This window comes from Sphingomonas sp. TDK1 (assembly GCF_001650735.1).
GTDB lineage: Bacteria > Pseudomonadota > Alphaproteobacteria > Sphingomonadales > Sphingomonadaceae > Sphingomonas.
In genome coordinates this window covers 72,444-97,138 of sequence record NZ_LXVY01000044.1, presented here as the reverse complement: position 1 = coordinate 97,138, position 24,695 = coordinate 72,444, and the positions used below count along the sequence as shown (strand labels likewise).

18 protein-coding genes are annotated in these 24,695 nt (G+C 65.1%); 11 read left to right on the top strand and 7 right to left on the bottom strand.

Going from position 1 to position 24,695, the window contains the following annotated elements; genetic code table 11:
* The first annotated feature begins 78 nt into the window (after nucleotides 1-78).
* The 4 genes from A7X12_RS20455 to A7X12_RS20440 all read left to right on the top strand — a co-directional run bounded on the left by A7X12_RS20455 (nucleotide 79) and on the right by A7X12_RS20440 (nucleotide 6,251).
* Nucleotides 79-3,201 carry a TonB-dependent receptor gene (locus tag A7X12_RS20455; protein WP_232318623.1) on the top strand — a complete coding sequence of 1,041 codons (3,123 nt, stop codon included), beginning with the start codon at nucleotides 79-81 and terminating at the stop codon, nucleotides 3,199-3,201.
* 108 nt (nucleotides 3,202-3,309) lie between these two features.
* Complete coding sequence (locus tag A7X12_RS20450; RefSeq protein WP_064313308.1) at nucleotides 3,310-4,845, top strand: tryptophan halogenase family protein; 1,536 nt, start codon at nucleotides 3,310-3,312, stop codon at nucleotides 4,843-4,845.
* 15 nt (nucleotides 4,846-4,860) lie between these two features.
* Complete coding sequence (locus A7X12_RS20445) at nucleotides 4,861-5,577, top strand: SapC family protein (protein WP_064313307.1); 717 nt, start codon at nucleotides 4,861-4,863, stop codon at nucleotides 5,575-5,577.
* On the top strand, nucleotides 5,574-6,251 hold the full coding sequence (locus tag A7X12_RS20440; RefSeq protein ID WP_064313306.1) for a DUF6445 family protein: 678 nt from the start codon (nucleotides 5,574-5,576) through the stop codon (nucleotides 6,249-6,251). Before A7X12_RS20445 ends, A7X12_RS20440 begins: the two co-directional genes overlap by 4 nt.
* Here A7X12_RS20440 and A7X12_RS20435 read toward each other — a convergent pair.
* Nucleotides 6,229-6,789 (bottom strand): TetR/AcrR family transcriptional regulator, encoded by a 561-nt coding sequence (locus A7X12_RS20435; RefSeq protein WP_198162118.1) that lies wholly within the window; start codon nucleotides 6,787-6,789, stop codon nucleotides 6,229-6,231. The genes A7X12_RS20440 and A7X12_RS20435 overlap by 23 nt on opposite strands.
* A 97-nt stretch (nucleotides 6,790-6,886) precedes the next feature.
* Between A7X12_RS20435 and A7X12_RS20430 the strand changes: the two genes are divergently transcribed.
* From A7X12_RS20430 to asd, 6 genes are all read left to right on the top strand, one after another.
* The gene (locus A7X12_RS20430; RefSeq protein ID WP_064313304.1) at nucleotides 6,887-7,573 is read left to right on the top strand and encodes a DUF1349 domain-containing protein; all 687 of its coding nucleotides are present in this window, start codon (nucleotides 6,887-6,889) and stop codon (nucleotides 7,571-7,573) included.
* A 5-nt stretch (nucleotides 7,574-7,578) separates the two neighbouring features.
* Complete coding sequence (locus A7X12_RS20425) at nucleotides 7,579-8,127, top strand: sugar O-acetyltransferase (RefSeq protein WP_064313303.1); 549 nt, start codon at nucleotides 7,579-7,581, stop codon at nucleotides 8,125-8,127.
* Nucleotides 8,124-9,263 (top strand): acyltransferase family protein, encoded by a 1,140-nt coding sequence (locus A7X12_RS20420; RefSeq protein WP_064313302.1) that lies wholly within the window; start codon nucleotides 8,124-8,126, stop codon nucleotides 9,261-9,263. Before A7X12_RS20425 ends, A7X12_RS20420 begins: the two co-directional genes overlap by 4 nt.
* Nucleotides 9,264-9,327: 64 nt before the next feature.
* On the top strand, nucleotides 9,328-9,600 hold the full coding sequence (locus tag A7X12_RS20415; RefSeq protein ID WP_084445893.1) for a PadR family transcriptional regulator: 273 nt from the start codon (nucleotides 9,328-9,330) through the stop codon (nucleotides 9,598-9,600).
* Nucleotides 9,597-10,241: a hypothetical protein gene (locus tag A7X12_RS20410; RefSeq protein WP_064313300.1), complete on the top strand. Its 645-nt coding sequence runs from the start codon at nucleotides 9,597-9,599 to the stop codon at nucleotides 10,239-10,241. Before A7X12_RS20415 ends, A7X12_RS20410 begins: the two co-directional genes overlap by 4 nt.
* 400 nt (nucleotides 10,242-10,641) lie before the next feature.
* Nucleotides 10,642-11,493: an archaetidylserine decarboxylase gene (asd, locus tag A7X12_RS20405; RefSeq protein ID WP_064313299.1), complete on the top strand. Its 852-nt coding sequence runs from the start codon at nucleotides 10,642-10,644 to the stop codon at nucleotides 11,491-11,493.
* Between the two features lie 55 nt (nucleotides 11,494-11,548).
* Here the strand turns inward: asd and A7X12_RS20400 are convergent, their stop codons facing one another.
* The 5 genes from A7X12_RS20400 to A7X12_RS20380 all read right to left on the bottom strand — a co-directional run bounded on the left by A7X12_RS20400 (nucleotide 11,549) and on the right by A7X12_RS20380 (nucleotide 18,872).
* Nucleotides 11,549-13,069: a hypothetical protein gene (locus tag A7X12_RS20400; protein WP_064313298.1), complete on the bottom strand. Its 1,521-nt coding sequence runs from the start codon at nucleotides 13,067-13,069 to the stop codon at nucleotides 11,549-11,551.
* Nucleotides 13,066-14,160, bottom strand: coding sequence for a GSCFA domain-containing protein (locus A7X12_RS20395; RefSeq protein ID WP_064313297.1), 1,095 nt, complete (start codon nucleotides 14,158-14,160; stop codon nucleotides 13,066-13,068). Before A7X12_RS20395 ends, A7X12_RS20400 begins: the two co-directional genes overlap by 4 nt.
* Before the next feature lie 287 nt (nucleotides 14,161-14,447).
* Entirely contained in the window at nucleotides 14,448-15,944 is a 1,497-nt protein-coding gene (locus A7X12_RS20390; RefSeq protein ID WP_064313296.1) for a tryptophan halogenase family protein, read from the bottom strand.
* The gene (locus A7X12_RS20385) at nucleotides 15,931-17,361 is read right to left on the bottom strand and encodes a tryptophan halogenase family protein (RefSeq protein WP_232318622.1); all 1,431 of its coding nucleotides are present in this window, start codon (nucleotides 17,359-17,361) and stop codon (nucleotides 15,931-15,933) included. The genes A7X12_RS20390 and A7X12_RS20385 overlap by 14 nt, the downstream gene beginning before the upstream one ends.
* Nucleotides 17,358-18,872 (bottom strand): tryptophan halogenase family protein, encoded by a 1,515-nt coding sequence (locus tag A7X12_RS20380; RefSeq protein ID WP_064313294.1) that lies wholly within the window; start codon nucleotides 18,870-18,872, stop codon nucleotides 17,358-17,360. Before A7X12_RS20380 ends, A7X12_RS20385 begins: the two co-directional genes overlap by 4 nt.
* Nucleotides 18,873-19,149: 277 nt before the next feature.
* On the opposite strand from A7X12_RS20380, the gene A7X12_RS20375 reads away from it, so the two are divergent.
* Nucleotides 19,150-22,395 carry a TonB-dependent receptor gene (locus tag A7X12_RS20375; RefSeq protein ID WP_332308562.1) on the top strand — a complete coding sequence of 1,082 codons (3,246 nt, stop codon included), beginning with the start codon at nucleotides 19,150-19,152 and terminating at the stop codon, nucleotides 22,393-22,395.
* 78 nt (nucleotides 22,396-22,473) lie between these two features.
* Here the strand turns inward: A7X12_RS20375 and A7X12_RS20370 are convergent, their stop codons facing one another.
* On the bottom strand, nucleotides 22,474-24,681 hold the full coding sequence (locus A7X12_RS20370; RefSeq protein ID WP_084445826.1) for a TonB-dependent receptor: 2,208 nt from the start codon (nucleotides 24,679-24,681) through the stop codon (nucleotides 22,474-22,476).
* Nucleotides 24,682-24,695 lie beyond the last annotated feature (14 nt).

Below are 24,695 nucleotides of genomic sequence, written 5' to 3'. Positions count from 1 at the left end.
GTAGAATGAAACGGGAGGGGTTTTATGGCGAACGCCACTTTGCGTGGAGCGCTATTTGCGTCCGCGAGCATCGTTTGCATGGTCGCAATGCCTGTCGCTGCCCACGCCGCGGCGCAAATTAAGCGATTTTCGATCGATGCGCAGCCGGCGGAGACGGCAATTGGCCTGTTCGGTCATCAGGCGGATGTGCAGATCATCGCGGCGCGGCGCCTGACGCAGTCCGTCCGCACCAATGGCGTACGGGGTGATTTTACCGTGGGCGATGCGCTCAACCGCCTGTTCGCCGGCACCGGCTTGATCGCACGCCAGACCGGCCCGCGCACCTATGCCGTGGTCCCGCGGCCGACCCCGGACCGCCTGGTGCCCGCCGCGGGCACCAAGCTCGCCGTGGCGGCGGCGGGCGGGGGGACGCAGGCGCAGTCCCCGACGCCTGCGTCCCCCCAGTCCGCTGCCGTTGCGCCGCAAGTGGCGGGCGCGGAGGAGCCGGAAATCGTCGTGACCGGCCTGCGCGCCAGCCTCGACACCTCGCGCGGGATCAAGCGCGAAGCGTCGGGAATCGTCGATGCCATCTCCACCAAGGACATCGGCAAGCTGCCGGATGCCAACCTCGCCGAATCGCTCCAGCGCATCACCGGCGTGTCGATCGACCGTTCGGGCGGCGAGGGCGCCTTCATCACCGTCCGTGGCTTCGGGCCGGAGTTCAACACGGTGCTGGTCAACGGTCGCCAGGTCGCGACGCCGACCGACCCCAGCCAGGCGTCGGGCCGCGCGTTCGCGTTCGACACGCTGGCATCGGAACTTGTTTCGGGCGTCGAGGTCTACAAATCCTCGACCGCGCGCTACCAATCGGGCGGCGTCGGCTCGACCGTGAACATCAAGACCGCGCGTCCCTTCGATTACAAGGGTCTGAAATTCGGCGCGACGATCGACGCCAATTATGACGAGAACGCGAAGAAGAGCGCCCCCGACGCCTCCTTCCTGTTCGCCGACACCTTCGCCGACGGCACGCTGGGCGTGCTGGTCTCGGGCAGCTACCAGCACCGCTTCACCCGGCTCAAACAGGCAGCGACCGATGGCTGGCTGGTCAACCCCGCCATTCCCGCGGCGCAGGTCAATGGCGGCAAGGGCGCGGTCGGGTCCGGCAACCCGCAAGGCAACATCTTCATCCCGCAGAATTTCGACACCCGCGTCACGCGCGAGGATCGCGAGCGGATCGGCGGCACGCTGGTGCTGCAATATCGCCCGAGCGACGCCGTGACGGTGACTGCCGACGGCCTCTACACCAAGTTCACCAACACCACCGATGCGCGGTCCTACGGCCACTGGTTCACCGCCTCCAACCTGACCAACGTCAAGACCGATGCCAACGGCACCGCGATCGACCTGACCCAGGCGACCGGAATCGCCACCGACTTCCACGACAAGAAATTCGACAAGCGCACCAACACGCGCGCCGTCGGGCTCAACGTCGAGTGGCAGGTCTCGCCGACCATCACCGCCAGTCTCGACGGCACCTATTCGCTCGCCAAGGAAGACCCCAATGGCGGCAAGGAGGCCTATCTGGCGCTGCTCGGTTATCTGACTGGTTCGTCGCGCTATCAGTCGGATGGCTCGCGGCTGCCGTGGCAGACCGAGACCCTGCCGGCCTTCGCCAACCCGACCAATCGCTGCGGCAGCGCCGTCACCGATTCCGGCCGGCCGGGCAGCAGCACGGTCGTGGGCGACGGCCAGCCGATGTGCCAGCACGTGATGCTGCTACGCGGCTATGGCATTCGCGACGAGGTGAAGCAGGGTCGCGCGGATTTCACCTACAAGGGCGATGGGCTCGAAGGCCTGGTGAAGGCGAGCAGCGGTTTCTATTGGTCCGAGGATAAGAAGGACACGTCGCTCTATTCCAATGACGGCGGCACCGGTTGTACCACCTGTGGCTATAACGTGCCGGTGCCGCCGGGTGTGGCGATCAGCGTTTTCAATGCCGGCAGCAACTTCCTGTCGGGCGTGAGCGGGGCCAACCGCCTGCCGACCCAGTGGCAGACCTTCGACGGCCCCGCGCTGTTCAACGCCATCACCGCGCAGCAGGGCCCAGGGTTCACCTTCGCCCCGCCGCTGGTCAACGACACGATCGTCAAGGAGCGGGTGATCGGCGGGTATCTCGAAACCGAATGGCACGGCGCCATCGCCGGTCGGCCGATCTCGATTGTCGCTGGCGTTCGGTTCGAGGACACGTCTACCAACGTCAACGGCCTCGCCACCGCCTATACCGCGCTGGTCAAGCTGGCCAACGACCAGACCCAGTATGGCTCCACCTCGTCCGGCACGACGCGCACCATCGGAACCACCCATTATACCGACATCCTGCCCAACATCGCGCTGAAGTGGCAGGTCTCCAATGCGTTCACCGTGCGCTTCGCCGCCTCGCAGACAATCACGCGACCCACCCTCGAACAGCTTTCGCCGGTGACGACGCTGGTGACGCTGCGGCCCGGCAATTTCGCCGCCAGCCGCGGCAATGCCGATCTCAAGCCGTTCAAGGCGAGCAACCTCGATGTATCGTTCGAATATTATTACGGCCGGTCGAGCTATGTGTCGCTGGGCGGCTATTTGAAGAACGTCAATAATTTCATCGTGCTCAACCAGACCACCGGGCCGGTTGCCGGCGTTTCCGGCGCACTGCTCGATCCGGCAACGGGCCTGCCGGCGCAGTTCACCATCACCGCGCCGGTCAACGGGCAGGATGCAACCGTGACGGGCCTCGAGGCGGCCTGGCAGCACGCGTTCGGCGATACCGGCTTCGGCTTCCAGCTCAACGGCACACTGGTCGGCTCGAACCGCCATCTCGATCCGCAGGACCTGCGCAACAAATTCGCGCTGACGGGCCTGTCCAACTCGGCCAACGCAGTTGCGTTTTACGACGCGCACGGGATCGAGGCGCGCGTCGCGTTCAACTGGCGCGACCATTTCCTCCAGTATCTCGCGCCGCCGCCGCTCAACGGTGCCGGGCAGGCGGTGACCCAGGTGCGCGCCTATTCGCAGGTCGATGCCAGCCTCACCTACCATATCACCCCGCAGGTGGCGGTCTTTGCCGAAGGGGCCAACCTGACCAAGTCGGTCGCGTTCAAATATGCCTATTACGCCAACCAGTTCCTCAATGCCGAGGATACCGGGCGGCGGTTCAAGCTAGGTGCCCGGATCACCTTCTGATCGGGCGCAACAAGCGGACGGGGCCGGGCGGGACAACCCACCCGGCCTCCTTTGTCGGCGGCGCAATCATGCTAGACCGATACGATAGAGAGGGATGGCGGGGATCTGATGAGTCGGCACATTGAGTCGATCTGCATCGTCGGGGGTGGCTCGGCCGGGTGGCTTACCGCTGCGCTGATCGCCGCAAAGCACGGTCCCGATCTGCAAGTCACTTTGGTCGAGAGCGTGCGGTTGAGCATCATCGGCGTGGGCGAGGGCACCTGGCCGACGATGCGCAACACCCTGCGCAAGATCGGTATCTCCGAAACCGACTTCCTCCGCGCCTGCAAGGCCTCGTTCAAGCAGGGCGCCAAGTTCGCGGGCTGGCGCACCGGCGCGGCGGATGATTTCTACTATCACCCGCTGGTCCTGCCCGAAGGTTTCCCCAGCATAGACCTGGCGCCGTTCTGGAATGCGCAGGCGGACGCGGCGGGCACCCCGTCCTTTTCCGATGCGGTGTGCTTCCAGGAATTTCTGTGCGAGCACCATCTCGCACCCAAGCAGATCACCTCGCCCGAATATGGCGGCATCGCCAACTATGCCTATCACCTCGACGCGGTGCGGCTGGGCGAGATGCTGCGCGAGCATTGCGTCGGCAAGCTGGGCGTCCGCCATGTCGATGACGACATCATCGAGGTCCAGCAGGCCGAGAATGGCGATGTGACCGCCGTCATCGGCCAGCGGCACGGGGGCATCGCCGCCGATCTGTTCGTCGATTGCAGCGGCTTTTCCTCACTGCTGCTCGGGCAGACGCTGGGCGTGCCGTTCATCGATTGCAGCGACGTGCTCTTCATCGATCGCGCGCTGGCGGTGCAGGTGCCGTACGAGAGCGAGGACGCGCCGATCGTCTCGCACACCGTTTCCACCGCGCAGGACCATGGCTGGATCTGGGATATCGGCCTGCAGAACCGTCGCGGGGTCGGCTATGTCTATTCGAGCCGGCATGCCGGCGCCGACCGGGTGGAAGAGGCGCTCGCCGCCTATGTCGGACCGGCCTTTGCCGGCCTCACCCCGCGCGAGATCACGATCCGCTCGGGCCATCGCGAGACGTTCTGGAAGAACAACGTCGTCGCCGTCGGGCTCGCTGCGGGTTTTCTAGAGCCGCTGGAGGCCTCGGCGCTGGTGCTGAGCGAGCTCTCGGCCGACTATATCGCCAGCGCCATGCCCGCGACGCGGGGCGCGATGGACATCGTCGCGCGCCGCTTCAACGACATGACCCGCTATCGCTGGGACCGGATCATCGAGTTCCTGAAGCTCCACTATATGCTGTCGCAGCGCGAGGACACCGCCTTCTGGCGCGACAATCGCGATCCCGCGACCATCCCGCAGCCGCTCCAGGATCTGCTCGAACTGTGGCGGCACACGCCGCCCGGCGAGCATGACTTTGCCAGCGCACACGAGATGTTTCCGGCAGCAAGCTACCAATATGTGCTGTACGGCATGGGCTTTCGCACCGCGCCGCGCGCCGGCGCGCTGGCCGCACGCGACGCTGCGGAGGATGCGTTCGAGCGCGTCGCCGCGATGAAGCGCCGGCTTGTCGCCGCGATGCCGACGAACCGCGCGCTGCTCGACAAGCTGGCGCAGTATCGCTTCCAGCCCGTCTGACCTGAAAGAAGCTCGATGAATCTGGTGCAACTTACCCGCAACGACCACGCCGGACTGCGGCTGGATCCCACCCGAGCGCTCGCCGCCGCGGCGGCTGCGCATCTCGTGCCACTGGTCGCAAGCGAGATCCGCAAGGTGGCGAGCCAGTTTCCCGTATTCCTCGCGAAGGATGCGGAGACCGGCCAATTCTACCCCGCCGCGCTGCTCGGCCTCGAGCCGCAGGAGAATCTGTTCTGGGACGGTGCGACGTTCGATGCCGATCACGTGCCGCTCAACCTGCTCCGCCTGCCGTTCTTCGTTGGCAGCGGCTACCTGGAGGGGCAGGTCTGCATCGACGGCGACAGCGCGGCGATCGTCGCGGATGGTCCCGTCGGCATCGTGGAGGCCGATGGCAGCGACAGTGCCTATCTCCAGTCGGTACAGGCAATCCTCGGCCAGCTGGTGGCGGAGCAGGCGCCCACCGCCGCATTGGTCGAATTGGTCACCGCGCATCGGCTGGTCAGCGAAGTGAAGTTGGACGTTGCCTTCCATAACGGAACGTCGGCATCGCTGTCGGGCCTCTATGGCATCGACGAGCGGGCGCTGGGGCGGAAGGCCGCGACGCTCGACGATTGGGATCAGGTGATGGTCCTGGCTGCGATGGCGCTGTCATTCGACCATGTGGCGGGGCTCGTCCGGCGCAAAAACGCCCGACTTGCCGCCGAGGCCGCGTGGTTCGCGCCGGGGGCATGATTCTGTCCCCCGTCCTTATGGGGGCGGAGCAGGTGCCGCTGTGGCAGCGCGATGATGCCCATCCTGCGTCCGGCGCACTGGCGGCGGCGGCGGGGTACCTGGCGTTCGAGCGGGAGAAAGACGACCTCTATCCCGGCTTGCGCGCGCCCGTGCCGGATGGATATGCCGATTGGCTGGTACGCACGGCATCTGCGATGCTGGGCCAGGATCCCGCCTTCCTGCGGGGCAGCTTCGCGGTCGCCAGCGACGATCCCGCCCGGCTGGCACCCATCCAACGCATCCCGCATTTCGATGATTGTTCGGATTCGATCGTCGCTGCCGTCCACTATTTGTGCGCGGCACCGCACGGCGGCACCAGTTTCTATCGCCATCGCGCGACGGGCTTCGAGCGGATCAATGCGGAGCGCCTGCCCTTGTGGCGACAGGCGTTGTCGCGCGACAGCCAGCGATACGGCCTCCCGCCCAAGTCCTATCACGATGGCGACAGCCCCGCGTTCGAGCGGATCGGCCAGGCATTGCTGGCATTCAATCGTCTGATTCTGTATCCCGCCAACTGCCTGCATGCGGGGGATGTCGGCCCGTTCTGGCACATGGCCGCCACGGGCCCTCGGCTGACCATCACCTCGCTACTCGCATGCGAGGCTGGAAGGTTCAGCGCGCGCGTCCATCCGTGATGCGGCCTACGATCTCGCTGACCGCGGGGCGATCCAAGGGGTTCGGATCAATCGAGTTGTGGATGCCGATGCCCTCCACCAGCGCGTCCAGCGCTCGCGCCGTAAGGGGGTCGAAAAAGCGCTCCAACGCCGCCCGGCTGTTATTCATCCAGCGTTGCATGACGGCGGAAACCGCCGGGTGGCGGGCGGCGAAGGCGTAGAGTTCATAGCTGAGCAGCAACGTGCGCGGCTCGGCCCACACCGATCCGGCGATGATGTCTATGATCGCCTCGCGCGCGCCCTCGCGATCGGTCGCGCGGGCCATATGCGTGCGGAACGCGTCGGAGGATTCCTCCGCCAGCTGCAAAAAGGCTTCGGTCAGCAGCGATTCCAGCGAGGCGAAATAATAGGTGACCGACCCCAGCGGCACCCCCGCCGCGGCAGCAATGCGGCGGTGGGTAGTGTTCGCCACCCCATGTTCGGCGATCACATCGAGCGCGGCGGTGATGATGCGCTGCCGCCGATCCGGGTCGTTCCGCCTCGTCTGTTCACCGGGCACGCCAAAACTCCGTTGCATTGAATGTGTACAAATGTACACGTGTGCCGTTCTCGGGGCAGGGCGCTTCTGCCGGATCGAAGGTTGAAGGGGAAGGAAGATGCACGAATCGAAATTGTCGCGGCGAACGGTGCTGGGGAGTGCCGTGGCGCTGGGCATGCCCGCGATCGCGGGAGCGACGATCGGCCCCGAGACCGAGTCGATTTTCAGCCGCAAGGATGGCCGCTGGCTGAATGCGCCGCGGAACTGGCAGGTGGGTGCCGCGGGAGACCTGACCCTAATCACCGACCGCGCCACCGATTTCTGGCGCGAAACCCATTATGGTTTCACGCGGGATAGCGGCCACTTCCTGGGCTTCCCGACGGGGGACGCATTCACGGCGCAATTGCGCATCCGCGGGAACTATGCGCAGCTTTACGATCAGGCGGGCATCATGGTGCGCATCGATGAACGCCGCTGGGTGAAGGCGGGCATCGAGCTCTCGGACGGCCGGGCGATGCTGAGCAGCGTTCTTACCGATGGTCGCTCGGATTGGGCGACGGGGCTCTATGCCGGCAATGCGGGGGATTTCTGGATGCGGGCGACGGTCGCCAAGGGCGTCCTCCGGCTGCAGGTGTCTGCCGATGGCAAGACCTGGCCGCTGGTGCGCCTGGCGCCGTTCCCGGTTGCCGCGCGCTATCAGGTCGGGCCGATAGCCTGCACGCCGGAACGCGAGGGACTTGAGGTACGCTTCTCCGACTTCCGCATCACCGCGCCGCTCGGCAAAGACCTGCACGATCTGAGCTGACCGCCATGTCGCAAAAGCAACGCATGCTGGCCGGCGATCTCTACACCGCCGACGACCCCGAAATTGCCGCAGACGCCGCGCGCGCGGCAGCGTGGATGGCTCGATACAATGCGTCCCTGGCGTGGGATGCGGCTGACCGGCATGCGTTGCTCGCCGAGGGGCTGGGGCAGGTGGGCGAGGGGGCGGTGGTGCGTCCGCCCTTCCACTGCGATTATGGCACGAACATCCATCTCGGGGCGCGGGTCTTCCTCAATTTCGGCTGCGTCATCCTCGATGTGGTGCGGGTCGAGATCGGCGCGGGGGCGCAGATCGGGCCGGGCGTGCAGATTCTCACGGCCGATCACCCCCGCGATCCGGTGCTTCGCGCGCGGGGGCTGGAGTATGGGCGGCCGATCCGCATCGGTGCCAATGTGTGGATCGGCGGCGGCGCGCTGATCCTGCCGGGCGTGACGATCGGGGAGGATGCCATCATCGGCGCGGGCAGCGTGGTTACACGCGATGTTCCGCCGGGCATCACGGTGATGGGCAACCCCGCACGGCCGCGCGTGCGATGATCGGGTCGCGCCACGCACCCGCGCCGACGTCCGATACCACCGGCTGCGGCAAGGCGCATTTCGACGTGCTTGACGGATTGCGGGGTACGGCGGCGCTGCTGGTCGTGGCGTTCCACATCCAGGGCATTACCGTGCTGTTCGAGGCGGACCGGCTGCTGCTGCCGCATGCCTATCTCGCCGTGGATTTCTTCTTCGCTCTTTCGGGGTTCGTCGTCGGCTATGCCTATGACGATCGCTGGAACGTGATGACCGTGCGCGGCTTCCTTCTCCGCCGGCTGGTCCGCCTACACCCGTTGGTGTTGCTCGGCGCCGTGCTGGGGCTGGTGAGCTATCTAGCCGACCCATTTGCCGGTGATCGGCAGCAGGCGTCCACATGGCTGGTGGCGCTGGCTTTCGTCGCCGCAGTGCTGGCGCTTCCGGCGGCGGCACTGCCCAATCGCCTTGGGGACAGCCATCCGCTCAATGCACCCGCCTGGACTCTGCTGCAGGAATATATCGCCAACCTCGCCTACGCGCTCGTCCTGCGGCGGCTGAACGTCCGGTGGCTGTCCGCACTGGCGGGGGTGGCGGCCGTTGTCTCCCTCGCAACCGCGCTCACGCTGGGCTCCTACGATACCGGCTGGGGCCTCCACAATTTCTGGGGCGCGCCGGTGCGGCTGGCCTATCCCTTCCTGATCGGACTGCTGCTCTACCGACTCCGCGACCGGCTGCCGCGGTTGCGGATCGGCTTCGTGCCGCTCAGCTTGCTGTTGGTTCTCGCATTCGCCGCCCCGGTCTTTCCGCAGGTCGGCGGGGTGAAGCTGAACGGCCTCTATCAGGCTGGCTGCGTGTTGCTGCTTTTTCCTGCGATTCTGGTGGCCGGGCAGCATTCTTCCGGCAGTTTGGTGACGGCGCGGCTGTGCAAGCTGGCCGGGCGCCTGTCCTACCCGCTGTACATCACCCATTACCCGTTCGTGTATGTCTACATGAACTGGGTGGTGCTGGCACCGGGGACGCCGAGCGCCACGGTCGGCGTGGCTGTGCTGCTATACGTGTTCACGATCGTTTTCGCCGCCATTGCCTTGCGGTGGTGGGATGCCCCCATTCGGGGCCTGCTTCAAGCTCACTTGCTACCGCAAGATTCCCATCATCGGTGATTGACCTTTAAGTCTACATATGTTGCTATCATATATGGTTAAAAAGCGGCAGCCTTCGAAGCAGATGCGCCTCCTCCTCGACGCCCTGGCCGCCGAGCGAAGTGAATGGCGGCACGGCTATGACCTCATGAAGGCGACGGGCCTGATGTCGGGAACGCTCTATCCGTTGCTGATGCGGATGACCGAGCAGGGGCTGGTAGAAGCGGAGTGGCGAGAGCCGGCGCAGCCGGGCCGTCCAGCGCGGCATGCCTATAGACTGACGTCGGCAGGCGTGGCGCTGGCGCGCGAACTGGCGGGCGATGCCCAGGGGACCTCGTTGCGGGGCGCGCTGGCATGAAGATCGCCCTCGCATGCGCGATCCTGCGGCTTCCCGGCGCATGTCTGGGAGAGCGTAAGCAGGACTGGGCCCTTGCCATGGCTGCCGAGCTGGAAACGGCGATCGAAGAGGGCGCGCCGCTGCAATTCGCGCTCGGCTGCCTGATCGCCGCGGGACGCGGCCTGGTGACGGCTGACGAAGGCCGCTTCATTCTGACCAGCTATGCGGTGGCGCTCGGCATCCTGTTGCCGATGGCGGCGCTCCAGATCGGCTGCGCACTGTTCGGCTTGCCCTATCTCTATCCCGGGCAGCACGGACTGGTCGGGGCTATGCTGGACGGCGGGTTGCAGGAAAGCCTGCTGCGCGGTGTCTATCAGTCGGCGATTCCGACGCTGGCGCTGCTCCAGGTGCTGATCGGCCTGGGACATCTGCGGATCGCCTGGGTGCTGCTGGAGCGCGACTGGGCTGCAGCGCTGCGCTGGGGCAGCGCGAGCCTGTCGGCATCGGCGACATTGGTGACGTTCATGGGCGTGTTGTTCGTCGATGGGCGGCAGGCGCTGCTCCAAGGCGTCGTGCTTGCGATCGAGCTGGCAATGATCGCCGTCGTGGCGCGGTGGCACGGGAACTTCGCACCGAGCCCGAAGTGCCGGGCGGCGCGCTAGCCCGACGCATCATCGGGGAGGAACCCGAACCTTCGGGGCGCCGTGCCGCTGCCGGCCTGCGCCTCATGTCCGCCTGCGCCCTCGACATCGCCCCGAAGGGCAATCGGGTATCGCGATCTGCGCCTGAACACTATCTGTGGCAGGGCCGAGCCGGTGCGGCGGGTGCAAGAGGCGGCGCGGAGTATCTCCCGCAATTATGATCCTCGAGACCCGGACACCTGGTTCGACGCACGGCTCGCTGACGGGGGGGCGCTGCCCGGGTGCTGCTGGTACCCTGATGGCCCAGCACATGGCCGCCACCGTTCGCCGCGCCCGGCGAAGGGTCTGGCTCGCCAAACGAGACACTCGCGTCCTGCCGTGGTCGGCTGCTACAGCTGCCGGCCACATTCCGGGGGTAGCCTTGTCCGATCGCCTAGCCGTACTTCTGCAACACGCCCTGCCCAAGCAGCGGCTCACCCTGTTGGCCGGGCATGTCGCCCGCGCGCGGGGCGGGGCGTTTACCCGCTGGCTGATCCGGCGGTTCGTCGCCCGCTATGGCGTGGACATGCAGGAGGCGGCGGATCCGGATATTGCCGGCTATGCCAGCTTCAACGACTTTTTCACCCGACCGCTGCGCCCCGACGCGCGCCCAATGGCACGTGCGGATTTCGTTTGTCCGGTAGACGGTGCGATCAGCCAGCTCGGGGCGATTGACGATCACCATATCGTGCAGGCCAAGGGGCATCGCTACACCATCACCGCGCTGCTCGGCGGCGACGATGTGCTGGCGGCCGAATTCCGGTACGGCTGCTTCGCCAATCTCTATCTATCGCCCCGCGATTATCACCGTCTGCACATGCCCTGCGCGGGCAGGCTGATCCGCATGGTCCACGTGCCCGGCAGCCTGTTCTCGGTAAACCCGGTTACGGCGCGCGGGGTGCCCGATCTGTTCGCGCGCAACGAGCGGGTTGTGTGCGTGTTCGACAGCGCGGAGCATGGTCGCTTCGTCATGGTGCTGGTGGGCGCCACGATCGTCGGCAGCATGGCGACGGTGTGGCACGGTGTCGTCAACGCCAAGCGAACAGGGCAGCCGAGCGCGTGGGACTATGCCGACCAGCATATCGTGCTGGAGCAGGGCGCGGAAATGGGCCGCTTCCTGCTGGGGTCGACGATCGTGATGCTCTTCCGCCCCGGCGCGATCGCGTTTGACGAACATTGGGGCCCGGAACGGTCGGTGCGGCTGGGCGAACGCATGGGCGATCGACCGGCCTAGGCTCGGCGGTTATCCTGGCCTCGGGCGACGTTCGTGGCCGCGCCGATGCGGCAGCTCAAGCCCGAAGACGAAAGAGCGGGTTTTCGAAGCCGGGACACGCCTCCATCCCTGCGACGCCGAAGCAATAGGGGTCGGCGGGCCAGTCGCACAGCCCTGCCCAGACGATCCTGAAAGGCTGGCCGGCAAGCCTCGGATGCGCCGCCAGTTCCAGCACATCGAGTTCTTCCGGTCCCGCATCCAGCTGAACGACCACGCGATGCGGATCATAGACGATGCATCGTCCCCGTTCGATGCGGGCAGGCATGAGAATCGCGCCGTCGATTCCATGGAAGCGGACGCGCTCGGTCGATGAGAGGAAAAGCATCGCGCGTCGGGTGCCGGAGGGGGAGGGCAGGGGCTGGGGTCCTTGCGCCGCCGGGGCGTAGCGGACCGGCCGGAAACTGCTGATGGTGAGTTGGTGCGGCGCGCCGGCATGCAGGAGCGCGTGCGCGTCCCCCGCACGGAAGACGGCATGCGCACTGGCGAGAAGGGAGGCTGGCGGCTCTGCCGACGCCATGCCCATGCAGCCGGCTGCCGGGCGTCCGATCCAGTCGGGCCGCGCCTGTGCATTCGTAGAGGACCATACGGACGTGGTGGCCGCAACAGTTGCTTCCTCGACAAAACCCGGGTCGATCTGCGCGTCGGCCAGGCCGAGCGCCGCCCACCGTGCGTCCTGCGCAGTGTCCGTCTGGGCATGGGGCGGCGCCTGCGCGATGGCTGTTTCGTAGCGGGCAATGTTCCAGATCCTCGCCGTATTGTCGCGCAGAATGGTGCTGATCTTGTCGAGCGTAGCAACCGCCGATGCGCGGTTGACGTGGACGCCGTCCAACTCGAATTCCGGGCGCAGATAGCCGTTGGCGGCAAGTTCGGGCCAGGTGTCGATGAAGTCGATGTCGACGCGAGCGCAAAAGTCCGCGATCAGCCGGTTGGCCGCCACCGTGAGCTTGGCGCGGACGGGTGCGTCCACGACGAGGCCTTTCGTCCAGCGCGCGGCCGAGGCGCTGTCGGCCGTGCGGGGCGGCAGGCAGTGGATCATCAACCGGCTAAAGCCGACGTCGCGCAACTGCTCCACCGTCGCGAAGAATGGCGTCAGGAACTGCGATATGTGCGCGCAGATATCGGCGTAGCTGACGATCTGCTTGGTGTCGTCGAATCCATACTGCAGGTCGTCCGGCAGCAGGAAGTCGAAGCCCTCCGCCATCTGCGCGAACATCTGGTGCAGATCCATATCCCCGGCAAAAAGCACCATGGGCGGCGACAACAGAGGCATGCCCGCCAGAAACGCAGCCGATGCGTCCGCATTCATGAAAGCGGGACGCAGCGATTGGTCGAGAATGCCGTCGCCAAGCAGGGCGCTGGCGTAGTCGGCATGGACCGTCGTCCCGTCTGCATAATCCGCCGCAAGCATCGGCAGGAAGCGCGTCCTGCACAGATAATTGCCGTCGTTCGCGCGGAACAGGAGATTGCTGAAGATGAGGCTGTGGCTTTCCCCGATCATGTGGATCGGGGTGACCGCGCCCAGAAGCTCCACGCTCATTGGGGGCGTCCGGCGATCTGATCGGCAAGGGCCGCCATCACCAAGTCTTCGTCGCACATCGGCTTCGGCATGGTACGAACTGCTGCCGCATCGGGCGCTGCTGCGGGTGCGGCGTTTCCGCCGGCGCCGGTGAACTGGCGATGGAAGCACTGCAGCACATGGGCGACGGCGGTGTCGGACACGGTGCGGTGATCGTCGAGGAAGTAGCTCTTGCTGTCCCCGGTCGCCACGACGATTTCGTAGGAGCCGAAATAGTGCACATTGGCGTGGCGGCGGACCATATTCTCGCACACTACGCGCAGCACGGACTTGGAATAGACCGTCGATTGCAGGACGTGCCGCGGTTCGAAGGTCGCCTGCAGCGGGACGGGAGAGACCGTCAGCAGTATCTGCGCCTTTGGGTTGACCGCGCCAAGCGCCTCGCGAAACTCCTCCAGATGCGCGGTGACTTCGTCGACGCTGAAATTGATGAACGCGTGGCGTGCCGGATCATAGGTTCCGCCCAGCACCGATCCGGGGCAGGTGGGGAAGACCGCGCCGTCAACCATGCTGTACCAAGCCTCGGTCAGGCCAAGCGTGAAGATGAAAACGTCGACGTCGAGGAACATCTGTCGCACGGCCGCAAGGTGGCTCGCGCGGTCACGAAGGCATTCCTCTTCGCTCTGGAACCCGCCAATCTGCACCGAAGGCCGGAAGGGGTCGGCGTAGTGCCCGTCCGCCAGGCGCCAGATCGGCTCGTGCGGCACAGGTCCGCCGAACGCACGCTGGAAGAGTTGCAGTAACTGGAGGGCGGTGTAGATGTTGCCGTGGCGTGCGGAGTAGACGCCATAGCCGAGCTCGTGCCGTTTTGCTGAATTCAGGAACGGCGGGCCCTTTTCCGTTATCAGGTAGTTATAGCCGCTACTTTGCAAGGATTGCGATATCCGCTGGGCAAAGCAGCTTCCTGCAGAGGCTACACGGTCCTCAGGGTTAATACGTAAGTAGGGAGCGTGATGCGGGTCGATTTCTATTGCTGAGCGTCCAGATATGGAAGTACTCCAGCGCGCCGTATCTGGAACGGTGCGATAGGGGAATGTGGGTAGATCGGCCATGAATCAATCCTGCTATGATTGAATCTCGAACGGCACTGTGAGAATAAAGCCTCGATCGTTCGTATGTTTGTACATATAGTACAGAAAATCGTTCGGGGTCGATTGAGGTCTTTCCGTAGATTGGCCGAACGATGACGATGCCGAGCCCGCGGAGACGTCGACGCCGTGCGCCCGCGTTCGTTGGGCTGTTCTGCCCAAGTGCTAGGCCGCAGCCGACGGATCAGGTATCACGCGAGACGTCGCGTCCCTGTCCGCAATGGATGCCGGTGCAGCGCTTGCGTCGAAAGTCAGGTGCAGCGGCGGAGGAATTCGCCATGGGTAGGGAGCCGCTCTGCGGTCTCGCGGTACCCGCGCTGCATCTGGTCCAGCGCCTGGGCTACGAGATCTTCGTCCAGTGCATCGGCGATGGGTTCGTGGTCGCTGGGCACGATATGCTGACCCATGCAAACTGCCACCCAGCTGGGGCTAGAGAAAAGCTCGTGCCCCTCGCGGAACAGGCGGCCCTTGCTTTCGAACAGTGCGATCCGCTGCGCAAGGCTATCGGGAATGTCCATCGTGCGGCAGCGATCCCAGAACGGGGAGTCGGTGCGGGACGTCGCCTTGTAGTGAAGGATGATGAAATCGCGAACGTCGTCGTAGAGCGTGCCCATCTGCCGATTATACTCTTCGCGTTCGATCGGATCGAAGCGCTTGTCCGGGAAGAGCGCGATCAGGCGCGAGATGCCGCTCTGAATCAGATGGATGCTGGTCGACTCAAGCGGTTCGAGAAACCCGCCGGCAAGGCCAAGCGCCACGACGTTGTGCGACCATAGCGCGCGTCGCCGCCCGGTGGTGAAGCGCAGGCGCCGCGGGGCCGCCAGCGGAGATCCTTCCAGCGATCCTAGCAGTTGCCGCTCGGCAGCGTCGTCCTCCAAATAGTCGCTGCAATAGACCAGACCGTTGCCCGTGCGATGCTGCAACGGAATGCGCCATTGCCAACCGGCTTCGCGCGCGGTGGCGCGCGTAAAGGGCGTGGGCTCTCCCACATTGGCGCAGGGGGCCGCGATCGCACGGTCGCAAGGCAGCCAGCGTCGCCAATCTTCGTAGCCGGTCTGGAGTGCGTCCTCGATCAACAGTCCGCGAAAGCCGGAGCAATCGATGAACAGGTCCCCCGCGACGACACGGCCATCGGCAAGCGCCACCGATTGGACGAATCCGTCCTCCGACCGCTGCGCCACGGTGACGACCTTGCCTTCGACCCGTGAAACCCCGCGCGATTCTGCCAGTCTGCGAAGCAACTGCGCGTACAGGCCTGCATCGAAGTGAAAGGCGTAGAAAAGGTCGCGAATAGGGGATTGCGCCGTGGCGGCAGGCCGCCCGAACCGTCCCAGCGATGCCGCCACTGCGCTCATGGACCAGGCTGCAATCTCCGGAAGCGGACGACGTGCCCGCTCGCGGAGATATAGTTGGTGAAATGGGATGCCTTCCAGATCCTGGCCATAGTTGCCGAAAGGATGAAAGTAGCGGTCGCCAAGCGCGCCCCAGTCGACAAACTCGATGCCCAGCTTGAAAGTGCCGCCGGTCTCCGCGAGGAACTGGTTCTCGGCTAGGCCGATCATCTGGTTGAAACGGAGGATCGGCGGGATCGTCGCTTCGCCCACGCCCACGGTGCCGATCTCGTCGGACTCGACCAGGGTGATGCGGGTATAGCCATTGTTGAGAACGCGCGAAAAGGCAGCTGCGGCCATCCACCCGGCCGTGCCGCCGCCGACGATCACGACGTCGCGGATGCTATGCTCGTTCATGCAGGCGTTCCAGTTGCAGCGCGCGGAACCGCGCGGCTGCGGGTACCCGCTCGATCTCCTGCGCGATGCGTTGTTGTAGCGACGTCATGGCGGCGGCCGCTTCGGCGGGCGGCACGGCATCGGTCAGCGGATCGATACGGCGGGGCAGCACGTGCTGGCCGAACAGCACGGCGAGCCAGCTCTCCCGGTCGAAGGTCTCTTCCTCATAATAAGGCAGGCGGCCGCGCTCGCGGAACAGCCGCAGCGTATGTGCGAGGGAATCGGGCAGGCCGGTTTGCGCCCGCGCCTGCCAGAACGGCGTGTCACGCCGGGCGGTGGCGTAATGCAGTACGAGGAAATCGCGCACGCGCCGGGCCTCGGCGAGCGCCTGCCGATTATATTCGGCGGCCTCCAGCGGATGGGGGCGACCGGCAGGCAGCATTGCGATCAGCCGGTCGATGGCGCTGTGCGCGAGATGGAGGTTGCTCCATTCGAGCGGCTCCACGCTGACGGCGGCATCGCCGATCGCGACGACGTTCCCGCGCCAGGGCGCCAGCGTGGCGCCGGAGCGGAATGCAACCGCGCTAGCGTCTGTCGCCCCGAAGGCGGCGCAGTAGACGGTGCCGCGTTGGCGAGTACCAACCCAGCGCCAGCCATGATCGGTTGCCGTGACCCGCTCCATCGGCGCTGCTTCATCTTCGCCTGCCACCTCTTCCAGCACGACCCGGTCGCAGGGCAGCCAAGCCTGCCAATCCTCGCGGGGAACCGCGATCGCCCCGTGCAGACGGGCGGCAGGCCCGGTGCAATCGCAGTAGAGATCGGCCGTGATACGGGCACCGTCTTCCAGCACTACGGCCGCGATGTCGCCCCGCACGTCCTGCTCGACATGCGCCACCTCGCCGAGATGTCCCTGCACGCCCACATGGCGGGCGAACGCCATCAGCATCGCGGTGTAGCGGGGAATGTCGAGCGTCAGGCCAAAGCTGTGCTCGGAAAGAAGTCCGTCGGCCTGCGGCGTGACGAAGCTGCCCGATCGCGCCATCATGGCAGCGACCGAAAGCGTATCGAACGGCGGGGCGGCGCTCGCCAGTGCAGCGCGCGCCCATAACTGGTGGAAAGGCGCGCCGCCGATCGGCGTGCCGGTCCGACCATAGGCATGCACATAGTCCGGTGCGCCCGCCACCCAGTCGCGAAACAAGGTACCGAGGCGATACTGGCCGCCGGTTCGCAGTACCGCATCGCCGAGCCCGATGCCGAGGTCGCTGTGGAAGCCGAGGATGGAGGGCAGCGTGCTTGCGATACGGTCGGCCAGCGCATCGGCGGGCGGCGCGATCGGCAGGATTGTGATGTCCAGATGGGGGAGGCGGCGCTTCAGGGCAGCGGCCGCTGACCAACCGACCATGCCCCCCCCCACGACGAGGATGCGGCGCAGGCTCATGCGGCCGCCGCCATCGCGCAATGCCGGTCGATGTAGCGCAGGTGTTCGGGTACCTGCGCGACGGTGGCGTCGATTTCCGCCCGCAGCGCCTGCATGCCGCGCATCAGGCTATCGCTGTCCGGCAGGTCGGCGCGCGGGTCATAGCCTTCCGGAACGATCCCCTGGCCGACATAGACCGCGATCCAGCTGGCATCGAGGAACACCCCCTCCCGATATTTCACCACCCGCCCGGCCCGGCGGAACAGCTCGATCTTCTCGGCTAGGCTGTCGGGCACGGCCATGGTGCGAACATAGTTCCAGAATTCCGAGTCCGACCGGGTGGTCGCGTGGTAGTGGAGGATCAGAAAGTCGCGGATGCGATCATATTCGAGATCAATCAGGCGATTGAATTCGTCGCGATCGACCGGCGAGATCCTGGTTTCCGGGAACAGCTCTATAAGCGCGGTGATCGCCTGCTGGACCAGATAGATGCTGGTCGATTCCAGGGGCTCCAGAAACCCACTGGCAAGCCCGATCGCCACGCAGTTGTTCACCCAGCTGCGGCGACGGCGACCGGCACGGAAGCGCAGGAAGCGGGGATCGGCGAGCGGCGCGCCTTCCACCGCCTGTGTAAGCGCCTGCGCCGCCGCATCGTCCGAGGTGAAGGCGCTGGCAAAGACATAGCCATTGCCGGTGCGGTGTTGCAGCGGAATACGCCAGCGCCACCCGGCAGGCATGGCGATCGCGCTGGTATAGGGGGTGACCGAGGTTTCGGTGCGGCACGGCATCGCAACGGCGCGATCGGCGGGAAGCCAATGGTTCCAGTCCTCGAATGGCTCCTTCATCGCCTCGCCGAGGAGCAGCGATCGGAAACCGGAGCAATCGATGAACAGGTCACCTTCGACCAACTGACCATCGTCCAAGCGGACGGCGGTGATGTTGCCGCTCGTGCCGTCGCGGAGCACCTCGACGACCTTGCCCTCGGTACGTGTCGCGCCCAGCTCCTCCGCAATGGCGCGAAGATAGGGCGCGAACAGCAGCGCATCGAACTGATAGGCATAGCCATAGGTGGAGGCGAGTTGCGCGGGGTCGGTCGCCGGTACGTCGAACCGGTTGGCGCGCGCGAGCATGCAGGCATAGGAAAACGCTTCGAGCGACGGCACATCCGCGCCCGCACGGCGAAGCCGGGTCCAGTAATGGTGGAAGTCCACCTCGCCCTTGCCGCGGCCGAACGTGCCGAAGGGATGGATGTAGCTGTCGCCGATCTTGCCCCAGTCGCGAAATTCGATACCCAATTTGAACGTACCGCGCGTCCAGGCCATGAAATCCGCCTCGGGGATGCCCAGCTTTTCCACGAAACTGCGGATGTGCGGGAGCGTCGCTTCGCCTACGCCGATGACCCCGATCGCTTCGGATTCGATGAGATGCAACGAGCAACGCGCTGGCAACAAACGGGCAAGCGCTGCCGCCGTCATCCACCCCGACGTGCCCCCCCCGACGATCACCACGCGTAGACTCTGCTGCCCGCCCATCGCTTCATCCTCTCTCGTTGGAGCGTGGGTTACCAGCAAAGCCGGGCGGGCTGTCAAACCGTTCCTTGGGACGGGGCCGATACCGTTGCAAAACGGCTACAGTCTTTTCAAAAACGTTTCCATCGATGTTAGCGGTCGCATTGCCAAGCGCGCGGCGATCTGGTGTACGTCCCTGACAACCTTGTCGTGATCAACGAGTCACACGCTTTCTGAGGAGGGGACTATGCGAAACACGTCGCATGCGCGTTTGCGCGATATCAACAAAATTGGATCTTTCTTGCGTGGAGCTTCGGTCACCGCGCTGTGTGTCGCCGGCATGATGGGTGCCGCCCAGGCACAAACCGCGGCTGCAGACCAGCAGGTCCCTGCCGACAGCGTTCCCGCCGATCAGGGTGACCAGATCGTCGTTACCGGCATTCGCGCCAGCCTTGCCAACGCACAGAACATCAAGAAAAACGCGGACACCGTTGTCGACGCGATCACGGCCAGCGACATCGGGGCGCTGCCGGACCGCTCGGTCACCGAGGCGCTGCAGCGCGTGCCGGGCGTGACGATCAGCCGCTTCGCCGGCACGAACGATCCCGACCACTTCTCGGTCGAAGGCTCGGGCGTGAACGTGCGCGGCCTGAACTTCGTCCGTTCCGAGTTCAATGGTCGCGACACTTTCTCGGCCGGCATCGGCGGCCAGACGATCAACTTCGCGGACGTGCCTGCCGAACTGCTCGGCTCGGTGGAAGTCTACAAGAACGCCACTGCGGAGATGATCGAAGGCGGTCTGGCGGGTACGGTCAACCTCAACACGCGCAAGCCGTTCGACAACAAGGGTCTGCACATTGGTGCCGATCTCGAGGCAAACTACGGCGATTTCGAGAAGAAGTGGTCGCCAACGGCCTCGCTGCTGATCAGCAACACCTGGAACACCGGCATCGGTACGTTGGGCCTGTTGGGCGATGTGTCCTATTCGCGCATCCGCAGCCGCGCGGACGGCATTCAGGTCACCAACTTCCAGACGCGCGACAACCAGCAGGCGATCGCGGCCAATTCGACCACGAATCTGGTCTGCCGCAATCCGTTGCCGGGCACCGGCGACAGCACCACACTCCCCGCAGGCGGTTCGGCCTGCGGCACCGCAGGCACGCCGGGCGCGGATGGGCTGCTCGATCCTGCGTCGCTGCGCTATGCGCCGATCGGCGGCCAGTTCCGTAGCCAGGACTATGACCGCAAGCGCGACGGCGTCGCCATCGCCGCCCAGTGGCAGAGCACCGACAACCGCACGATCCTGACCGCGCAGTTCCTCCGTACCCACACCACCAATGCCTGGGGCGAGCATACCTTCGAAACTGCGCCGGACCTTTCGGAATACAACACCTATCCGATCGGCTGCGCGCCTAACGGCAACGGCCCGGGCGGCACGACTCGCGCGCAGTGCGCAGTCGGCGCCACCACCAACTACAAGTTCGATTCGTCGGGCCTGTTCCAGTCGGGCTACATCACGGCGCCGGGTAACGGCGGCGGCAGCCGCTGTGCTGGCGATGGCACCATCCAACCTTGCTATGTCCCCACCGGCGGCACGCAGCAGTCGCTTTCGCGGCGCCAGGTGCTCGATGAGAATACCGTCTGGGATTACGGCCTCAACCTGAAGACCGAACTGAGCGATCGCCTTTCGCTCAACCTCGACGCCGACTACACCAAGGCGAAGCACAACAACACCGACTTCGCCGTGTTCGGCTCGACCTTCGCCGACTCCGAACTTGACCTGACGGGCAGTCTGCCGGTCGTGACGCCGCATAAGCCGGTGGTGCTCGGCACTTCCAACCCGGCATTGGCGGGGCAGTCGGACGCGCAGTATTTTCAGAACCCGCAGAACCAGTTCTGGCGCGCGGCGATGGACCATCTCGAGCAGAGCGAAGGCCGCGAGTACGCCTTCAAGGCGGACTTCGACTACAAGTTTGGCGAAGACAGCTTCCTGACTCACCTAAAGTTCGGTGCGCGGTATGCCGACCGTGCTTCGGATGTCCGCTACAGCACCTACAACTGGGGTGCGCTGAGCGAAGTGTGGGCCGGCACGCCGGTGTCCTTCGCGCAGTCGCCGCAGCAGACCGCCTTCTACAACTTCCCCAACTTCTTCCGCGGGGCAACGAAGGGGCCGATCGGCGGCTATTTCTACACCGGCGATCTGATCGACGGCTACAACCAGTCGGCGGCCTATTTCCAGAAGATTGGCCAGCAGTGGCAGGCAAACGGCGCGAGCACGACGCCCTGGTCTCCGCTCGCGTCGCGCGGCGGTGTTGCCGCCGGCACGCCGTATCTCCCGTCGGAAATCCAGAACGTCACGCAGCAGGACAAGAACGTCTACGCTCAGCTGAACTTCCAGTCGCCGGGCCCCGTATTCGGCAATGTCCGGGTCAGCGGCAATGTCGGCCTGCGCTATGTCGTAAGCGATCTCACGTCTGCTGGTTCGATCGGTGCGCCGACGCAGCAGCAGACGGGCACGCAGGACAGTTTTGCGGCAACCTGCTCCAGCACCGGCACGACGGTCAGCGCGCTCTGCCGCCTCGGCGAGCAAGGTTATAACACGCTGCGCAACTTCTCGACGGGTGTAACCACAAACGAAGTGGCGCGGGTGAACTATGGCTACTGGCTGCCCAGTGCCAATGTGAAGTTTGGGTTGACTAACAACCTGATCCTCCGCTTCGCCGCTTCCAAGGTGATGACGCGTCCGGATCTGGCGAACATCCGCAACTTCCTGCAGGTGGGCTTCGACTCGGCGAGCGGTGCGCTCACCGCGACGGCGGGCAATCCCTATCTGAAGCCGGCGACCGCATGGCAGTTCGATGCCACCGCGGAATGGTATTTCGGCCGCGTGGGGCAGCTGTCGGTCGACGTGTTCTACAAGTCGATCCACAACTTCTTCTACCAGTCGCTGACCAGCCGGCCGGTGACCGGGGGCGGGGTGACGCAGAACGTCATCGTCCGCGGTCCGGCCAACTATAACGGCTATGGCAAGATCAAGGGCGTCGAAGTCGCCTATCAGCAGACCTTCGACTTCCTGCCGGGCTTGCTGAACGGCCTGGGCACCAACCTGAACTATTCGTATATCGACAGCTCGGGCCTGCCCAATTCCTTCCTCAACGGCGGTTCCCCGTCCGGCAACTCGAATATCACGCCGGGCAACCTGCCGCTGGAAGGGCTGTCGAAGCACAATTTCAACGCCACCCTCTTCTACGAAAAGGGCCCGGTTTCGCTGCGCGCGGCCTATAACTGGCGTTCGAAATATCTGCTGACCGCGGCGGACGTCATCTTCCCGTACACCTCGATCTTCCAGTCGGCGGGCGGGCAGCTCGATGCCTCGGCGTTCTACAGCATCAACAAGTACGTCAAGATCGGCGTGCAGGGCGTGAACCTGACCAACCAGGTCGTGAAGACCGAGCAGGCCTATATCAACGGGTCCACGGCCACCGCGCCGCGATCCTATTTCGTCAACGATCGTCGCTTCTCGTTCATCCTGCGCGGCAACTTCTGACGAACCCCAACGCGAAGGGGCTCCGGCGATCACCGCCGGAGCCCCTTTTTTTGTGCGCCGCCTTCCGGCCGAGGCCGATCAGAAGGTGAAGCCGGCCCGAATGCCCAGTTCGCGCGGGGCGCCGTAGAATTCGCGCAGGCCGTACTGGCCGCTCACATAGCGCTTGTCGGCCAGGTTCGTGCCATAGGCCTCGATGTGATAGCGCCCGGTCCGGAAGGTTATCAGCGCCGAGACCAGGCCATAGCCGGCGATCCGATCGGATACCGGGTCATAGGCGAGGTAGGTGAATTTCGGCCCGACATAGGCGTAGTTGACCCGCGGCGTCAGCGTCGCGCCGCCGGGCAGCGCCGCCTCATAGGCAATGCTGCCGCCATAGGTCCAATCGGGCGAATAGAGGTTGGGCCCGCCATTGGTGGTGATGATCGCCGGGACGTAATCGAAACAGCGCGGCGGTGACGAGGGCGTTCCGGCCGGGCATTGCGGGCCGAGCGTTGCCGACGGGATCTTGCGCTGGTTGACGAACGTCAGCCCGGACAGCCTGGAATCGACATAGGCGACATTGGCATCAACGCTCAGCCCGCCGAACCGGCTCTGAACCTGCGCCTCGAAGCCCTTGATCGTGCCCTTGGACAGGTTCTGCACCCCGGTGAACCCGGTGCTGGGCTCCAGGATCTCGAACTGGAAATCCGAATAATCATTGTAGAAGGCGGAAACCTGCGTCCGCACGTGCCGATCGAACAGGCTGGATTTCCAGCCGATTTCGTAATTCCACACGATTTCGGGCCGGAATTCGGAGTTCACCGCGTTGAAGCCGCCCGGTTTGTAGCCGCGCGCCGCAAAGGCGTAGAGCAGATTGTCCCGATCCACATTCCAGTTGATCGCCGCCTTGCCCGTGACGCGCCCGTCCTGGTGCGTGCCGGACAGGTCCGAGACCGGAAGCCCGGCGGCGGGGAAGCCCGGGATGCCTGCGCCGATATTCACCGTGCCGACGCCGCTTGCCTTGTAGTGCGAATAGCGACCGCCAAGCTGAAGCTGCACGTCCGGCAGGATCTTGTAGCTGGCCTGGGCGAAGACGCCGAGGGTGGTGCGGCTATTGTCGGGATCGATGTCGGTCGGGAAGCCCGCCTGGGTCTGGCGGATGCGGACCTTGATTTCGTTGCGCTGGAAATAGCCGCCGACAATCCATTCGAACGGCAGGCCGCTCGGCGAGATCAGGTTCACTTCCTGGCTATATTGCCGCTCGCGCGCATAATAATCCTCGCGGATGTCGCCGCCGGCGCTGGCCGGTGCCTGGCTGGCGTCGAGGTCATTGACCCCCTGGATCTTCTTGTTCTGATAGCCGCTGACCGAGCGGAGCACGGTGCCGCCGGCAAATTCCTTGCGCAGCTCCAGGCCGGTGATGAAGGCATGTTCGCGGATGCCCACCGGCACATCGTAGCTGAGCGTGTAGATATCGCCGACGCGATAGGCCCCGAATTCGGTGCCGGCGATCGGGCGATAGGCATAGCCGCCGATGTTGCGATCGTTGATCTGGACCTTGAGCAGCGCGCGGAAGCTGCCCGGCTGCCACAGCATGCCGAAGCGGCCGCCCTTTTCGTCGAGCTTGCCCGCCTGGTTATGGAAGGGGCCGACATCGGCGTAATAGCTGTCGTGCCCGCGTGCGAAGCCGGCGGCGCGTACCGCCAGATTGCTCGCCAGCGGCACGTTCACCGCGCCTTCGACGCCGTAATTGCCGCGATTGCCGCCGCTGCCCTCGATATAGCCCCCCACCTCCTTCAGATCCGGGTTGCGCGAATTGATGAAGATCGCACCGCCGGTGGAGTTGCTGCCGACCAGCGTACCCTGGGGGCCGCGCAACACCTCGACGCTCGCCAGGTCGTAGAAGCTGTTGGCCTGGACGATCGGCGGCTGGAACAGTCCGTCGACATAGGTGGCGACGCCCGCCGTCACGTTCGGCGAATTGCTGGCCAGCCCGATGCCGCGGATGTTGACCGCGGCAGTGATGCCCGCATCGGTGATCGACAGCGCCGGGGTGGCGTTCTGCAGGTCGTTGAGCCGCGTCACCGCGTTGCCCTTGAGCTCACTCGCATCCAGCGCCGTGGCGGCCACCGCCACCTTTTGCAGGTTTTCGGTGCGGCGCTGGGCGGTGACGACGATCTCGCCGAGCGGGCCGGAATGTTCGGCCTGGGGTTGCGTCTCCGCCGGGGCGGCAGCGTCCTGCGCGCAGGCAGCCGATCCCGCGGCGCTGCCGATCAGGGCAGCGCCGGCAAGCAACATGTGCTTCATTGTTCCTCTCCCAC

What these genes read in the sequence shown, in the direction of transcription:
- A7X12_RS20455 (WP_232318623.1), top strand. Translation starts at nt 79, where the DNA reads ATGGTCGCAATGCCTGTCGCTGCCCACGCCGCGGCGCAAATTAAGCGA.
- A7X12_RS20450 (WP_064313308.1), top strand. Translation starts at nt 3,310, where the DNA reads ATGAGTCGGCACATTGAGTCGATCTGCATCGTCGGGGGTGGCTCGGCC.
- A7X12_RS20445 (WP_064313307.1), top strand. Translation starts at nt 4,861, where the DNA reads ATGAATCTGGTGCAACTTACCCGCAACGACCACGCCGGACTGCGGCTG.
- A7X12_RS20440 (WP_064313306.1), top strand. Translation starts at nt 5,574, where the DNA reads ATGATTCTGTCCCCCGTCCTTATGGGGGCGGAGCAGGTGCCGCTGTGG.
- A7X12_RS20430 (WP_064313304.1), top strand. Translation starts at nt 6,887, where the DNA reads ATGCACGAATCGAAATTGTCGCGGCGAACGGTGCTGGGGAGTGCCGTG.
- A7X12_RS20425 (WP_064313303.1), top strand. Translation starts at nt 7,579, where the DNA reads ATGTCGCAAAAGCAACGCATGCTGGCCGGCGATCTCTACACCGCCGAC.
- A7X12_RS20420 (WP_064313302.1), top strand. Translation starts at nt 8,124, where the DNA reads ATGATCGGGTCGCGCCACGCACCCGCGCCGACGTCCGATACCACCGGC.
- A7X12_RS20415 (WP_084445893.1), top strand. Translation starts at nt 9,328, where the DNA reads ATGCGCCTCCTCCTCGACGCCCTGGCCGCCGAGCGAAGTGAATGGCGG.
- A7X12_RS20410 (WP_064313300.1), top strand. Translation starts at nt 9,597, where the DNA reads ATGAAGATCGCCCTCGCATGCGCGATCCTGCGGCTTCCCGGCGCATGT.
- A7X12_RS20400 (WP_064313298.1), bottom strand. Translation starts at nt 13,069, where the DNA reads ATGAGCGTGGAGCTTCTGGGCGCGGTCACCCCGATCCACATGATCGGG.
- A7X12_RS20395 (WP_064313297.1), bottom strand. Translation starts at nt 14,160, where the DNA reads ATGGCCGATCTACCCACATTCCCCTATCGCACCGTTCCAGATACGGCG.
- A7X12_RS20390 (WP_064313296.1), bottom strand. Translation starts at nt 15,944, where the DNA reads ATGAACGAGCATAGCATCCGCGACGTCGTGATCGTCGGCGGCGGCACG.
- A7X12_RS20385 (WP_232318622.1), bottom strand. Translation starts at nt 17,361, where the DNA reads ATGAGCCTGCGCCGCATCCTCGTCGTGGGGGGGGGCATGGTCGGTTGG.
- A7X12_RS20380 (WP_064313294.1), bottom strand. Translation starts at nt 18,872, where the DNA reads ATGGGCGGGCAGCAGAGTCTACGCGTGGTGATCGTCGGGGGGGGCACG.
- A7X12_RS20370 (WP_084445826.1), bottom strand. Translation starts at nt 24,681, where the DNA reads ATGAAGCACATGTTGCTTGCCGGCGCTGCCCTGATCGGCAGCGCCGCG.